Source organism: Cellulophaga sp. F20128 (assembly GCF_023015805.1).
In the GTDB taxonomy this organism is placed as follows: Bacteria; Bacteroidota; Bacteroidia; order Flavobacteriales; family Flavobacteriaceae; genus Cellulophaga.
Genome location: NZ_JALKBA010000007.1, coordinates 1 through 13904, shown reverse-complemented (window position 1 = coordinate 13904; position 13904 = coordinate 1). Strand labels below are relative to the sequence as shown.

The 13904-nt window shown below is 33.4% G+C and carries 12 protein-coding genes; 5 read left to right on the top strand and 7 right to left on the bottom strand.

Features of this window, described 5'->3' with window-relative positions; all coding sequences use genetic code 11:
- The first annotated feature begins 991 nt into the window (after positions 1-991).
- Positions 992-1681, top strand: a complete 690-nt coding sequence (locus MWU65_RS08710; RefSeq protein ID WP_247077053.1) for an FAD-binding oxidoreductase — start codon at positions 992-994, stop codon at positions 1679-1681.
- 52 nt (positions 1682-1733) lie between these two features.
- Entirely contained in the window at positions 1734-3170 is a 1437-nt protein-coding gene (locus tag MWU65_RS08705; RefSeq protein ID WP_247077052.1) for an aminotransferase class I/II-fold pyridoxal phosphate-dependent enzyme, read from the top strand.
- 657 nt (positions 3171-3827) lie between these two features.
- Here MWU65_RS08705 and MWU65_RS08700 read toward each other — a convergent pair.
- Both MWU65_RS08700 and MWU65_RS08695 read right to left on the bottom strand, forming a co-directional pair.
- Complete coding sequence (locus MWU65_RS08700) at positions 3828-4499, bottom strand: flavodoxin reductase (protein ID WP_247077051.1); 672 nt, start codon at positions 4497-4499, stop codon at positions 3828-3830.
- Between the two features lie 218 nt (positions 4500-4717).
- Positions 4718-5389: an RNA polymerase sigma factor gene (locus tag MWU65_RS08695; RefSeq protein ID WP_247077050.1), complete on the bottom strand. Its 672-nt coding sequence runs from the start codon at positions 5387-5389 to the stop codon at positions 4718-4720.
- A gap of 117 nt (positions 5390-5506) precedes the next feature.
- On the opposite strand from MWU65_RS08695, the gene MWU65_RS08690 reads away from it, so the two are divergent.
- Both MWU65_RS08690 and folE read left to right on the top strand, forming a co-directional pair.
- Positions 5507-5890: a DoxX family membrane protein gene (locus MWU65_RS08690; protein ID WP_247077049.1), complete on the top strand. Its 384-nt coding sequence runs from the start codon at positions 5507-5509 to the stop codon at positions 5888-5890.
- Positions 5891-5894: 4 nt separating this feature from the next.
- The gene (gene folE / locus MWU65_RS08685; RefSeq protein ID WP_247077048.1) at positions 5895-6560 is read left to right on the top strand and encodes a GTP cyclohydrolase I FolE; all 666 of its coding nucleotides are present in this window, start codon (positions 5895-5897) and stop codon (positions 6558-6560) included.
- Here folE and ccsA read toward each other — a convergent pair.
- The 4 genes from ccsA to MWU65_RS08665 all read right to left on the bottom strand — a co-directional run bounded on the left by ccsA (position 6557) and on the right by MWU65_RS08665 (position 12204).
- Positions 6557-9832 (bottom strand): cytochrome c biogenesis protein CcsA, encoded by a 3276-nt coding sequence (gene ccsA / locus MWU65_RS08680; protein WP_247077046.1) that lies wholly within the window; start codon positions 9830-9832, stop codon positions 6557-6559. The genes folE and ccsA overlap by 4 nt on opposite strands.
- Positions 9833-10035: 203 nt before the next feature.
- A complete protein-coding gene (locus MWU65_RS08675; RefSeq protein ID WP_247077044.1) occupies positions 10036-11301 on the bottom strand; it encodes a c-type cytochrome in 1266 nt (421 codons plus the stop codon).
- Positions 11302-11326: 25 nt separating this feature from the next.
- Positions 11327-11662 carry a plastocyanin/azurin family copper-binding protein gene (locus tag MWU65_RS08670; RefSeq protein WP_247077042.1) on the bottom strand — a complete coding sequence of 112 codons (336 nt, stop codon included), beginning with the start codon at positions 11660-11662 and terminating at the stop codon, positions 11327-11329.
- 26 nt (positions 11663-11688) lie between these two features.
- Positions 11689-12204, bottom strand: a complete 516-nt coding sequence (locus MWU65_RS08665; RefSeq protein ID WP_247077040.1) for a DUF4142 domain-containing protein — start codon at positions 12202-12204, stop codon at positions 11689-11691.
- A gap of 297 nt (positions 12205-12501) precedes the next feature.
- On the opposite strand from MWU65_RS08665, the gene MWU65_RS08660 reads away from it, so the two are divergent.
- Positions 12502-13194 (top strand): RNA polymerase sigma factor, encoded by a 693-nt coding sequence (locus MWU65_RS08660; protein WP_247077038.1) that lies wholly within the window; start codon positions 12502-12504, stop codon positions 13192-13194.
- Between the two features lie 216 nt (positions 13195-13410).
- Here the strand turns inward: MWU65_RS08660 and MWU65_RS08655 are convergent, their stop codons facing one another.
- Positions 13411-13725, bottom strand: a complete 315-nt coding sequence (locus MWU65_RS08655; protein ID WP_247077036.1) for a DUF6730 family protein — start codon at positions 13723-13725, stop codon at positions 13411-13413.
- Positions 13726-13904 lie beyond the last annotated feature (179 nt).

Genomic DNA, 13904 nt, shown 5'->3' with positions numbered 1-13904 from the left:
TCTAATCTTGTAGGTATTTTAACATCCGATAAATAATTATTATTTAGCCCAGAATTATTGAAGAGTTTAAAATGTTCATTAAACCTGGTAGTAAATTCTTTAAAAGATTTATGCAGTTGAATCTCTAATTCGAAATTCCTTTTCCGCATCTTTTCTTAAATTTCATCCACAGAACTTATAAGATTAGGTATTTAGTATGCTTTACTTAATGCCTATGATAGTTGAAGTTTTTTTAAGGTTTATTTTATTAGCTAGTCCTTAAGCCTCTTGCCTCAGTTTAGGGTTGCGTTTTATACATTTGTCCGGTTAATTTGAAATTGTTGTGATACTTAATAGGTAGATATTGTCATGCTTATCTATTACAATACTGTCTTAAATCAAAATTAATTCAAAAAACTATTTCGGAAAGAAATCATCCTGATACGAATAATCAAAATACATATTTACTGATAAATAGTGGGTCGATGATAAATCTACTATTGTATTCATCTTAAATAATCCTAAATCAGAGGTTAGTTTGATCCATATTTTTAATGTTGAAGTTGAGAATGTTAATTCGCTTATTAATAATGTCGATTTCCGAATGATGTTGGTTACTATCCTGTTTTTTACAAACCACACTAAATCAATCATTTTGGTGCTAAACAACCCTTTATAATAACTAATTGGTTGTTAGGTGAAATTACATTCCCTCTTTTCTGATTTTTTCCTACCCTGGCTCCAAAATCCACTTGAAACGACCTCTTAGAACTTTATCCTTAATCTAACTATTAATAAAACCAGGGATATACCTTTCTTAAATTTTGATGACTTCTCCTCTATAACTAATGATATTAGGTTTATAGGCTTTTGAGGTAAGGCAGACCTTGATACGTATACGATTGTATTGCGAATTCCTGAAATGATCGGGATGAAATTTATAGCTTATGTTATAAAATTGTAACCAAACTTGAACTTTTTAATCAAATAGATAACCAAAAAAGATTATTCTATGAACGGTTTTATTTTTCCTTACAGATCCAAGATCTTACACAAACAACAAATTAACCACAATGTAATTCGTTTTCAAATACAGAAACCTTATGGATATACATTTGCACCCGGACAGGCTATTGATTTAAGCATAGATCAACCTGGATATGAACTTGATGTAGCACCATTTACAATTACAAATACCAACGACAGTCCTTTTTTAGAACTGTATATCAAGATAAATCAGAACAAAGGAAGTTTGACCAATGGGTTAGCATCATTAGATAGTGGTGCAATTTTACAAATAACTGAACCGTGGAGTACCTTTGAATATAAGGGTAGAGGTGTTTTTATTGCGGGTGGTACTGGAATAACACCATTTGTACCCATCTTGAAATCACTAGTTAACTCGGGTACAGAAATAAAGGACAATAAATTGATTTATGCGAACAAAACGAAAAATGACATCCTCTTTAAATCTGATTTGAAGCCTCTTTTTGGTGAAAATTATATTAATATTTTGAGCATATCCAAAGCACAGAATATGATTTCTGGAAGAGTCGATTATATTTTTATGAAAGAACAAATAAAAAATATAAATCAATATTTTTATATATGTGGACCAAAAGCTTTTGAAGAGGATATTAGAAATTGTTTAATACAATTAGGAGCGGAAAGAAGTTATATCCAAACTGGGTATAAATTATAGGAGTCAATTATCATTTATTGAAAATGTAAATTCTATTTCATAATAATAAATTATGGATTTTAAAAAAGAGCATCAATCCTGTTCTAACGATAATTTTCCCTTGGAGGAAAACGAGGAGAAACGGAAAGAAATTGATAATGTAATTTTGAATTTCGCCAATGAATTTTTAAACACAATTAGCGAAACAAAAGCTTTTAATAATAGCGGTCAAAATAAAACAAAACAGGATAATTTATTTGAAATTGGAAAAGAAACTTTAAAACTGGAGAATATACTTGGTTTAATAAAGGAGCGTGTAGTTGATACTGGTTTAAATCCTGCTTCAGGGGGTAATTTTGGTTATATCCCGGGAGGTGGTATATATAGCTCTGCTCTAGGTGATTACCTCGCCGCAGTTACAAATAGATACGCTGGTATATTCTATGCCTCACCAGGTGCTGTAAGAATGGAAGATGCATTAATAAAATGGGTAGGCAACTTAATAGGATATTCAAAAGGGTTTGGTGGAAACTTAACATCGGGAGGTAGTATTGCCAATCTAATTGCATTATCAACAGCCAAAAAGTCTAAAAACATTACCTCAAAGAATCTATTAAAAAGTGTAATCTACTGCTCAACACAAACACATCACAGTATTTACAAAGCAATTAATATCGTTGGGCTGGAAGAGTGTGTTTTACGTCAAATACCTTTAGATAGTGATTTTAGAATTTCTACTTTCGAACTCAAATCTCAAATAAAAAAAGATGTTAATGATGGTTTAAAACCATTTTTGGCAATTGCCAATGCCGGTTCTACTGATGTTGGGGCCATTGATCCTCTGGAAAAACTAAGTGCAATATGTAGAGAATATTCTATTTGGTTTCATGTAGATGCAGCCTATGGAGGCTTTTTTGCTATGACCACTTACGGTAAAAATAAATTATATGGTTTGAAACAGGCTGATTCAGTAATTCTTGATCCTCATAAAGGTATGTTTTTACCCTATGGTTCCGGAATGCTACTGGTAAAGGATATAAATCATTTACTTAATACCAATAAGTACTCTGCAAATTATATGCAAGATGCTGAAAAGGAAATGCATTATTCTCCATCGGATTTGTCTCCTGAAATGAGTAAGCACTTTAGAGGATTGCGTATGTGGTTACCTTTAAAACTATATGGGGTAGACATTTTCTCCGATTACCTTGAAGAAAAGTTGAGACTTACAATTTATTTATGCAAAGAATTACGGCAATTGGGGTTTACGATTGTTTGCGAACCGGATCTGACAATCATAGCTTTCAGATTTAACTTTAAAGATCGTGATAACGAGGCCCTGAACACGGCTCTGTTAAACCATATTCTCGAAGATGGCCGTGTCTTTATTTCTTCAACAATTCTTGACAGCCAATTCACATTACGTGCAGCTATTTTGTCCTTTAGAACACATAAAAAGGAAACGGATTTACTTGTTTATTTATTAAAAAGCAAATTAGAAGATTTATAGTTACCAATCTATAATATAAAATTATAACGATTCAAATTGGATCATTGGAATTTCGGAATGTTAGGCAATAGATTTTGATAAAACGAAAATTTAAATTTCTCATTTCATAATAAACTAGTTTAGTGGGTGATTCAGTCGTTGCTATTGTTTTGCTGTTAAGAATAATACCTTATAGAAATATGAAAAAGGGTCCATAGGCTTGCTGTGAGTAACGCGCTCTATATTTTCTGTCAAGATGTAATAAAGTACATATTAAAAGAGGAGTATTATTTTACTACAAAGTTATTATTAGCAATATTTTTATTATTGTTGTGTTGAATAAAAATCGCTCCAATCAGTGTTTCTATGATTCCTTAATTTTTTCATATTGCCTCCATTAGGATTGATAACAAAAAGGTCTAATCAATTTGTACTAGTGCTAGTACTTGGAACTTAATTTATAGTTAAAATTTAAGTTAAATAATTTAAATAATCATATTGAAAGGCGGAAATTTACCAGAACTTAGAGAATTACTAACATCTATTAACCATATCAGATAGATGTTTTTGAAACATAGCAAAAAATTTATCAATTAGGTGCGCGCTATATTTAATGGTCTTAACTTTCTTGTTATCTTATTGTGCCATAAAATTATTTGACTTCTATATAAATATTTATTAAAATTCTTCGGTCACAATATTTTTCTTACTCACCCCTAATTGTAATAAATATTTTTCCACAGCCAACATCATATGTGGTGGGCCACATACATAAAAAATAGAATTTGAAACGTTCGAATTATTCTTTATGAAATTTTTGGAAACCCTTCCGTAAGAATAGCCTTCTATTTTTTCTTCAGAAAGTATATTAATAAAATTATCACCTAACATTTCCTTAAATTCATTTTCAAGTATGATGTCTTTTTTCGTTTTGTTCGCATAAATAAGTCTGTTGTTGCCCAATTTATTATGTGCTTTTAATTCCCTAAAGATTGATATAAATGGCGTTATTCCAGTACCACCGGCAATAAAGGTTCCTTCTCCATTATAGGTGATTGCACCAAAAACATCATTTATAATAAGCTTGTCTCCTGCTTTTAAATCAAGTAGTCTGTTGGTAACTCCTTTGTGAGAAGGATAGATTTTTATCAAGAATTCTAAATAATCATCTGTTGGTAAACAAGTAAAAGTAAACGCTCTACCTTGGTTATACCAGCCTTCTTTATCAATAAAAATTTCGGTAGCTTGCCCTGGGACGAATTCAATTCCTTTCGGTTTGGCGGTTACAATATGCAAGACATCATGTGTGTTGAAGCCGATAGATATGATCTTTACTGGTTTAATTTTCATTGTTTTTGATTTAATTTGTAAATTTTAACTTTTCGTTGGATGAAAAACTTCAAACATCTAATCTGCTGTAATTCAGATTGATACATGTTATTAAGCCCTATTCCATATACGGTTTGTATAAAGAAACTAACTACTTGTGTATTCAAATATGTAATTAATTGAGCTTTTCTGTTTTTATAGGCATAATAGTTTTTGTTGAATCTTTTTATTGTTAGCTATTATACCATATTCATCACATTCTCGGTAATCCTATCGCATTTGCTAAACCCAAATTCAAAGACATTTTTATCATTTGTGACTTCGTAAAGTTTTTCTTTCAGCATTTCTTTTGAGCGATGTAAACGTATTTTTACATTGGCAACAGATATATCTAAAGCAGCAGCTACCTCTTTGAGACTCATTTCTTCCACCTGTTTCATAATATAAACAGTCTTGTATTTCATACTTAAACTGTCAATAGCATTTTCCAACAATTGCTTTGCTTCAATCTGTATCATCGTGTCTTGTGGGTTTAACTGCCTATGGTCTGGAATTTCTAAAATGGTATTGCTTTTTGAAATATCCGATTGTTGGTTTAAATGGTATAGTTTTCCTTTTTCCTTCAATCTAGCAAGCGATTCGTTTATTGCAATGCGAATTAACCAAGTAGAAAATGAAGATTCCAATTTGAATTGATACAGCTTGGCATAGGCTTTTAAATAAGTATTTTGCATGACATCCTCTATTTCTGCCGTGTCTTTTAAATAACTTCTAATAACCCGAAACAATTTTTGGTTATTCCGTCTCACTAAAATTTCGTAGAGTTCTTTCTCACCTCCAAGAATACGCCTTATCACGTGCGCTTCTTTTATTTTTTTATTGTTATAATTATTAATATTAATAGCTTCCATGTGCATGTGTCTTTTAGTTTAGATTGAAAAAGGCAAAAAAAGTTACAAAATTTTGTATCGTTTTTTAAAATTTACCATCAAAAGGGTGTAATAAATTAATAACTAAATAGTAGAATTATGAACTCAAACGTACAGTTAGTAAAAACCTTGCTAAAATTCACTTTTGGCTTAGTTCCAATTGTTGCAGGACTAGACAAATTTACAAACATTTTGACCGATTGGTCTCAATACATTTCCGAAGGATTTGCATCCATGCTTCCATTTGAACCTACTACATTTATGATGATAGTTGGTGTTATCGAAATTATTGCTGGAGTACTGGTTTTAACAAAAACGAAATTAGGTGCTTATGTGGTTTCTGGATGGCTAGTGGCAATAGCCTTGACCTTAATTTTCAGTTGGACTTATGTAGATGTTGCGGTGAGAGATATAGTAATGGCAATTGGTGCATTTTCATTGGCAAAACTATCTGAAAACAATTTCAATAAAGCCAAGAATTAATTTTATGGAGGTAAACGGAAACACCCTTTTAGTAAAAGATAGTTTAAAAAATTTCAATCATCACGTAGTGGCCAAAAATCCGCTACGTGATGATGCTTTTGATAGAGATGAAGAATTGAAGATTGAACTGATTACTGAAAAGTTTAAGGATATTATAGAAATATTGGGATTTGACCTAACCAACGATAGTATAAAGGGCACACCAAAGCGAGTGGCAAAAATGTACGTGAACGAGGTATTTAAGGGTTTAAATCCAAAAAACAAGCCTAAAGTAACTGTATTTGAAAATGAGTTTGGTTATCACACGCCTTTAATTGAGCTCAATATCCCGTTTACGTCGTTTTGTGAACATCATTTTGTACCAATTCAAGGCATAGCCAATGTTGTTTACAATCCAAAAGATTATATCATTGGATTATCTAAAATCCATAGAATTGTTGACTATTTTGCACGAAGACCACAAGTGCAAGAGCGATTGACAATGCAGATATTGCAAGAACTATCTTTTATACTTAACACAGAGGATGTAGGTGTTGTTTTAAAAGCAAATCATAGTTGCATTTCTTGTAGAGGTGTTGAGGATTTGGGAAGTTCAACCGTAACGTCTGTTTTTAAGGGACAGATAAAAAACGATTCTAATCTTATATCGGTTTTGCTTGGTTCTAATTAAATCTGTTTCTTGCTCAATTTGTTTCTAAAGTAAGCCACCAAAGTCAAAATAAGCATTCCTGCTGCAGTAATATAAATCCAGGCAGGAATTGGTATTGGGTCACCAGCAGCGTAGGAATGCAATCCTGACAGATAGTAGTTTACTCCAAAATAGGTAAATATAATCGGCCATATTGCCCATAGGCTTGCGATATTAAAAGTAAGTTTACCCTTCAGTTTCGGTACTAATCTCAAGTGGAGCACCACAGCATATAATATAACCGATATAAATGCCCAAGTTTCTTTGGGATCCCAGCTCCAATATCTTCCCCAACTCTCATTAGCCCACATTCCTCCTAGAAAGGTGCCTACGGCAAGGGCAAAGATGCCCACGGTTAAAGCCATTTCATTGACTATGGTCAATTCCTTAATGGAACGCTTTATTTTTATAGTAGGTTTTGCACTGAACAGTATTAATGAAATTGCACTCAATACTGTAGATAAGCCGAAGAATCCGTAACTGGAAGTTATGATGCCAACATGAATCATGAGCCAATAGGATTTTAATACGGGTTCCAAAGGCGTAATCTGTGGGTCGAGCATGGAACCTCCATGGGCAAAACCCATCATGATCATGGCGACCAACGCTCCAGCTGCAGGAATAAAAGCATTCCGATTTCTGTAAAGAAGCAAACCTGAAAGTACACCTATTCCAGAAATAAATATTATAGCTTCATATCCATTACTCCAAGGGGCATGTCCCGAAAGATACCAACGTAATGCTAAAGCCATCACTTGTACGACTAGTGCTGCAACCATGATACCCAATAAGGTTTTGGTCAAAATACGAATCATGTTATGATATCTTGATCCAAGAGAAAATACCTCCGCAAAACCAAGCAAGATCATAAACACACCCAAAAAACTGTAAATTATCATCAACCAGAAGAAAATGTTTAGATGATTATAGAGAATCTCCAGTTGTACCTTTGTTTTTGGTGGCATAACTTTTTCACCCCAAATCTGCTGAAATTCACGGATGTCTTCAATAGCGTTATCAGCACTGTTCCAATTTCCGGTTTTCAACCCTTCTTTGGCACCATTAAAATAATTGGTTAACAGTGCATAAGCTGTCGTGTCAATCATTACAGAATTTTCTTCAGTACTGTATATCCAACTTGTCCATGTTTGTGCTGAATCGTTTTTTATTGGAACGGTTTGCGTATAATACCCAAAAGCGATATTGCTGAAAACATTAAAGCGTTCGGTCACCTCTATTACGGCTTTGTCATATTTAGACTGGTCGGCTTTCCGTTTGCTGAAAGATAAGTTATTCTGTTCTTCCAGCTTAAAAACGCCTGTATTCATGTCCACAAGATTGGTGTATGACGTATAACCATCTTCATTGGCATCTGTTTCCTTTATTAATTTATCACCTCCGTTTTTACCCACTTTTATCAATGGTTCATTGGCCCAAAAACTAGGATCGATCTGCATGGAAATAAACCATTGTTCTGAAGATATAGTCTGTGTTCCTTTGTGATATGAATCTTTCTTATAAATCTTCCTAAGTAGTTCAAGACTATGTGTGTTCATAGGTTTAATCCTGCCTTGAAAATCCTGAACTAAAAGATGTCCAAATTTTTCGGCATGAACGGGATCAATTATCCTTTTGAGTCCAAACTCGCTAGGCTTTGCAAATTGAGCATTTGGTCCAAGTTTCTGTCGTTTTAAACTTGTTGTCTCTGTAGTTTGAACGACACTATTTTGGGCGAAACTGAGATTCACTCCGAATCCTAAGCCTAAAAGCATTAAAAAAGGAATCAATACACGACTTTTCGCGTGCATTTTCTTTAAAGAATTATTGAGATTCCAAAAACGAGTCCCTTTCCAGAAGAGCGTGAAAAACATTCCTGTAAACAATAAAAAATATCCAAAATAGGTAATATTTGTTCCCCATTTGTCGGCATTTACAGAAAGGATGGTTCCGGTTTCATCAGGGAAATAACTGGCCTGAAAGAATCGGTAGCCACGATAATCCATCACATTATTCATATAAATATGATGCTGATTCTCTGTTTCTCCATCAATAACGGTTATCTTGCTTTCATAAGATGATGGGTTATTTGACCCTGGATAACGTTCCAGTAAAAAATCATCACATCGCAAATAAAAATCAGTATAAAGTATTTTGGAACCAAATCCCAAGGAAACATTCAGCCCATTAATCCTTACAGTTTTATCTAATTCAGTAACACCTTTCCCCCCTTTTATCAACAGTGTATCTATTTCATTTCCCGAGGTTAATTCCAACTGAATCACTTCCAAAAGATTTTTATCCATCGGGTCGTTTTTGTTCCCATTGTAGTAAACAATTTTTCCATTGAAGGCGTTTTCAGGGATGATGAAATTGGTTGTGTTAACGGTGTAGAGTGTCCTGTGATTCAAAATGGCAGATGCATTCGCTTTAAGTTCGCCAGAACGTTGCGCCAATAAGGTAGAATCAGTTACGATACCTTTTTGCTGTCCTTCCATAGACATGTAGTGTCCATCATTGGGAAGTACAATCGTAATGATACTATCCGTTTCCTTGAGTTGAACTGTGCCTTGGACCGGGTTGTTAAAACTAAATAGTGTTCCTTCTATATTCTTGGTTTCGCCTTCAGGGATATAAGTATTTTCTCGACCTCCATGTCCTAAAGATACAATATTGAGCATCTTCTTTCCCGATTCGGTTTTTTGAACAGAGTCCTTGGCTAACGGAATATAGTCAATGGTTTTTAAGGCAATAACTTTATTTCCAAATCGATATTTTTGTTTAAAGGTTCTTTTGAAAGGCCATTTAGTGTCTTTTGCATTAAAATAAGACATCATATAGGGGTTTTTGTCGTAGCTTAATGTTTTGTTTCCATCGCTTACAATCAATTTGAAATAAGTGAGATCACTGATAATTTCATTGGTAGTCTGTCCTTCTTTAATCGGCATTTGTCCTTCAAAACTTATGTAACGCGTTACAGCGCCTCCAATAAACATAAAAATAAAAGCTAAATGAAATACCAATAGCGGCCATTTTTCTTGTCTTGTAAGTCTATAAGTCTTAATATTTGCAGCGAACAAGACAATCAACCAAAGCATCAAAATTTCAAACCAAATCGAGTTATAAATAAGCGTTTTTGCTGTAGGTGTATCATAGTCGTTTTCTACAAAAGTTGCAACTGCCATGGAAATACCATATAAAAGCAAAAGAACCGTCATGGTACGGGTAGAGAATAGGATTTCTTTTAGGCCTTTCATTTTGTTAATAATCAATTATATATTGTTCTAATACCAAGATCTTTTTAAATAGGACACATTTTATCAAACTTTAGTACTTGCACATAAAAAAAAGCACCTCTTTAGGGATTGATTCTTAAAGAATGTATCGCTCCAAAAAGATGCTTATAAAAGCAGAATATTAAATAAGTCTTTATTCTTCTTTTTACACTACCAACCAATAACTATATAGATTTCAGATATTCAGTAAGATCAGCCATTTCTGCCGTATTTAAATTAAGATTCATTTGCTGGTTATATCTTGCGACTACATCAGCCAAGGTAGCCGCAGAGCCATCATGAAAATAAGGAGGGTGTTGCCAAATTCCTTTAAGTGGTGTAACTCTCCATTTCTTTGTAGCTGAGCGATTAACATAATCTTTATCTACTGCCACAGATGCATTTTGAGGATGTAATTTCCCACCATCGATAACATCAGTAAATAATGGCCCGGAATGACAACTTGAACACTGTCCTTTTCCAGAAAAAAGCGCTTTTCCTCTGGCAGCGGCATTCGCATCAAAAGAACTGACGGGAGCTGTGGGAGCTGAAATAGAAAATTGATACGCTTGCAAAGCAGGCAGTTTATCTGTTACTAAATCATCATTTTCTCTATGGTCAACTTCTAAATTGAGGCGTGCATCGGCGAAATATCCGTGTCCGTGCATTTGAGTAACCGCTACATATCTATTCCAATAAGCCACAGGTCCTGCGGGCTCGCGTTCTACATCTCCATCTCCAGTAAAAATAGCTTTAGGAAGGCCATATAAGCCATACGCAGGTGGGATGACAACTGGGTTATTCAAACCATCATTGTTAAATCTTGGATCGTAAATTCCAGGCCCCCAAGAAGCATAAACATCCTTTGTTGGTTGGTCTAGAGCTGGAGATAATGAAATAATTAAACCAGGGTCTAAATCCCGATTTGCCCATCCATCCAAACGACTACCAATGCCAGGGGCAAAGGAGTCGTCAACAGTTGAGTGGCACAACGCGCAAGTAACGCCCATTCTGTCCAACGACAAGCTACCATCAGGGTTTTTACTGACTTGTCCTTGAACCCCAAGAACAGCATTAAGTTGTAATAAGACCAACGTGGTTTGAGGGTCATCTAAATCAACCTCCCCATTTTGAATAGCAGTAACAACAGCTGGTGGTAAAGCTTCGGCATCCACCTTTAAACCCACATTTAAAGCTGTATTCGGACTTATAGCTGTTTCTATTACTTGGTTCATTTGTAATACATCTGTCCAAAATGTTTCATCTCCGAAAGTGTCATATCGAAAGACATCTTGGCCTTCTTGAACTAATTGAGGATCTAATGGGGGTAAATTTAAACTTCCCTCACCTGGAGGAATTATAGGTGTAGAACCAGAATCATCATTATTGCAACTAAAAAGGCTAAATACCATAATTAGTAGGAGCACTGGGGTCATAAATTTGTTTGTCATAATTTTTGGTTTTTGCGTTAATATTTTATTTCTTAATTTTTATAATTCCTTTCATAACTTTATGTAGGTTGCAGAAATAATTTTCGTTTTTGGTAATAACCTTGCTCCAAGTTTCATTTTGTCCGAATGGTCCGGAACCCCAAGCTTTAGTCTTTTGGTCGGTTACATCGTGAGGAAAAAATTCTTTATTTATCCAAACGACCGTATCTCCTTTTTTTACATTGATTTCGGCTGGAATAAACTTCATTTTTTTAATTTCAACAATATGTTTTTTGGGAGCGTTTTGAGCTACCATGGATATTCCAAATCCTATAACAACAGTAACAAACAGTAGTATCTTTTTTTTCTTAAGGAAGTTCATAATCGTTTTGTTTTATTATTACAAGATTATAATTGCTTTTGAACCATTTCCGCATGCTCTAGATGTGCTTCTAATGCAGGTAAAACGGCTTCTAATAATTCCTTAAGTTCCATATTGTCGGATTCTGGAATTAATAAGTTTTTTACCGCGGCAATAACTGCCTTATGGTATGCAACTTCGTTATCTATATATATATTATCAAACTTCTTTTTTTTAGCTTTAAGTAGCTTCTTATTAATTTTTTCAGCGTCTTCCACTAATGATTTACTAATTGCATTATCTTTAGGGGTAACACTAAGTTTTGTTACCAGATCAACTGCCTGTTTAATTACCACATTATGGTCGGTTATCATTCGATTTGCGAATTCAAGAATTTCGTTATTTTTTGATTTTTTGAGCGCTATTTCTGCGTAGCTAATATCAATTTGATTTGCGACAACAGCTACAGAAGCTACTTCTGGATCTGACAATTCATCTTTTTGCTGTCCGTAGGATGAAAAACAAATTAATTCAAACAATAGCATACTTATAAGTGATTTCATGATAAAATTTTTATAATTATTATCCATTGGATGCAGAAAATGTATTGTGGTTACAAAAAACTATTTTTTTTAGGGATTTGAAGAGCTCTTTTTTTTCTTTTTTGACAATGCTGTCGCTTACACAATACGAAGCCAGAAAACTTCATAGTTTATTCTTATTTATACGTGATTTACTAAAAATGATCGAATTGGCAATAAAAAGAGTGATGTTGTACAAATTGGGGGTATTGGTTGAATTTCTTATAGTATTCTTGTAACCTAATTTGGATTATTGCATCTAATTAAAAAAGAGTGAATATGGGTAATGGAAATTCAGAAAAGAAAAAAGAAATTGTTTCGACAACATTACTGCCGGATTTTATGGTTGTAGAAAAAATATTGAATGGTCAAACTGAGCTTTTCGAAATTTTAATGAGACGGTATAATGAACTGCTTTATAGAACTATTCGTAGTTATATAGATATTGAAGCAGATGTTGAAGATACAATGCAGGACGCATACGTTAAAGCTTTTCAAAAAATTTATCAGTTTAAAAATGAAGCTATGTTTTCAACCTGGTTAGTAAGAATTGGAATTAATGAAGCCCTTCAACGGAAAAGGAAATCTAAAAGACATCAAGTTGCAGACCTTATGCAAGAAACAGGCGTATTTCAAATTGCGGATACATCCTCTATGAACCCAGAAAGTAAGATTATGTATAAAGAATCCACCGCTTTTATTGAAAAGGCTATTGATGCATTACCTCATAAGTACAAGGTTGTGTATATGCTTAAAGAAGTCGAAGGTATGGAAATTTCGGAAATTTCAAAAGGTCTTGATTTAACCAATAGTAATGTGAAAGTAAGACTTCATAGGGCTAGGAATATGATGAAAAAATTTCTTCTCAATACTGCAAATTCACAGGATATTTTTGAATTTGGAAACTCTAAATGTGATAGCCTTGTTGAATATGTAATGTGGCGCATACAAAAACTACAATCTTTTAATTAATCCCAATACCAGTGTTCTAATGTCTTTTTTTTTAAGGTTACAATTTTTGTAAATCTTATTTGGGTTGTGTATATAACTTAACTGATCGAGTTTTTTGAAAAAAGATGTTAATGTTGATTTATTTGCTTAATGTTATCAAGTTTTAATTAAAAAAGTAAGGGAGAACTATATTTATCTGGTTTTGTTTATAGTTCTATTAGAATTAATTGAAATTGTTTAGGTTAAAATAATATAGGATAAAGAAGCAAAACTAAATACTAAGCTAACAATAAAAACCACAACTGCCCAAGTAGGATAAATTTTAGCTTGATTGGTTTTGTTATTAAAACGATTTTCAAAGCTTTTCATAAATTCCTTATGAGATGTCATTTCCTGTTGCTGGGTTTCAATCATGGATTTATATTCGGTTAAATCCATCTTAATTTTAGTGTCAATTAATGCCCTATTGATTTTCTCTAATTTCTCAATACCAGTTTTAAAGTCATTGAGTTCATTGACTACTAATGCTGTTAACTCTTCAAGTTTTGTCATAATTAGGTGTGTTTTATTTAATAAGAAATCCCTTTTTGTATCCCTATCTTTATAGCTTTTTTCAGTACAAACTTGGTTAGTTTTAATGCTAGATTTGGTGTGAGATCAACTATTTTTCCTGCAATCATTACTCCTGTTTTATTGTTCTTTAAAATTTGAGCTCCTTCAATACCTGATAT

What these genes read in the sequence shown, in the direction of transcription:
- MWU65_RS08675 (WP_247077044.1), bottom strand. Translation starts at nt 11,301, where the DNA reads ATGACAAACAAATTTATGACCCCAGTGCTCCTACTAATTATGGTATTT.
- MWU65_RS08695 (WP_247077050.1), bottom strand. Translation starts at nt 5,389, where the DNA reads ATGGAAGCTATTAATATTAATAATTATAACAATAAAAAAATAAAAGAA.
- folE (WP_247077048.1), top strand. Translation starts at nt 5,895, where the DNA reads ATGGAGGTAAACGGAAACACCCTTTTAGTAAAAGATAGTTTAAAAAAT.
- MWU65_RS08700 (WP_247077051.1), bottom strand. Translation starts at nt 4,499, where the DNA reads ATGAAAATTAAACCAGTAAAGATCATATCTATCGGCTTCAACACACAT.
- MWU65_RS08670 (WP_247077042.1), bottom strand. Translation starts at nt 11,662, where the DNA reads ATGAACTTCCTTAAGAAAAAAAAGATACTACTGTTTGTTACTGTTGTT.
- ccsA (WP_247077046.1), bottom strand. Translation starts at nt 9,832, where the DNA reads ATGAAAGGCCTAAAAGAAATCCTATTCTCTACCCGTACCATGACGGTT.
- MWU65_RS08710 (WP_247077053.1), top strand. Translation starts at nt 992, where the DNA reads ATGAACGGTTTTATTTTTCCTTACAGATCCAAGATCTTACACAAACAA.
- MWU65_RS08690 (WP_247077049.1), top strand. Translation starts at nt 5,507, where the DNA reads ATGAACTCAAACGTACAGTTAGTAAAAACCTTGCTAAAATTCACTTTT.
- MWU65_RS08705 (WP_247077052.1), top strand. Translation starts at nt 1,734, where the DNA reads ATGGATTTTAAAAAAGAGCATCAATCCTGTTCTAACGATAATTTTCCC.
- MWU65_RS08665 (WP_247077040.1), bottom strand. Translation starts at nt 12,204, where the DNA reads ATGAAATCACTTATAAGTATGCTATTGTTTGAATTAATTTGTTTTTCA.
- MWU65_RS08655 (WP_247077036.1), bottom strand. Translation starts at nt 13,725, where the DNA reads ATGACAAAACTTGAAGAGTTAACAGCATTAGTAGTCAATGAACTCAAT.
- MWU65_RS08660 (WP_247077038.1), top strand. Translation starts at nt 12,502, where the DNA reads ATGGGTAATGGAAATTCAGAAAAGAAAAAAGAAATTGTTTCGACAACA.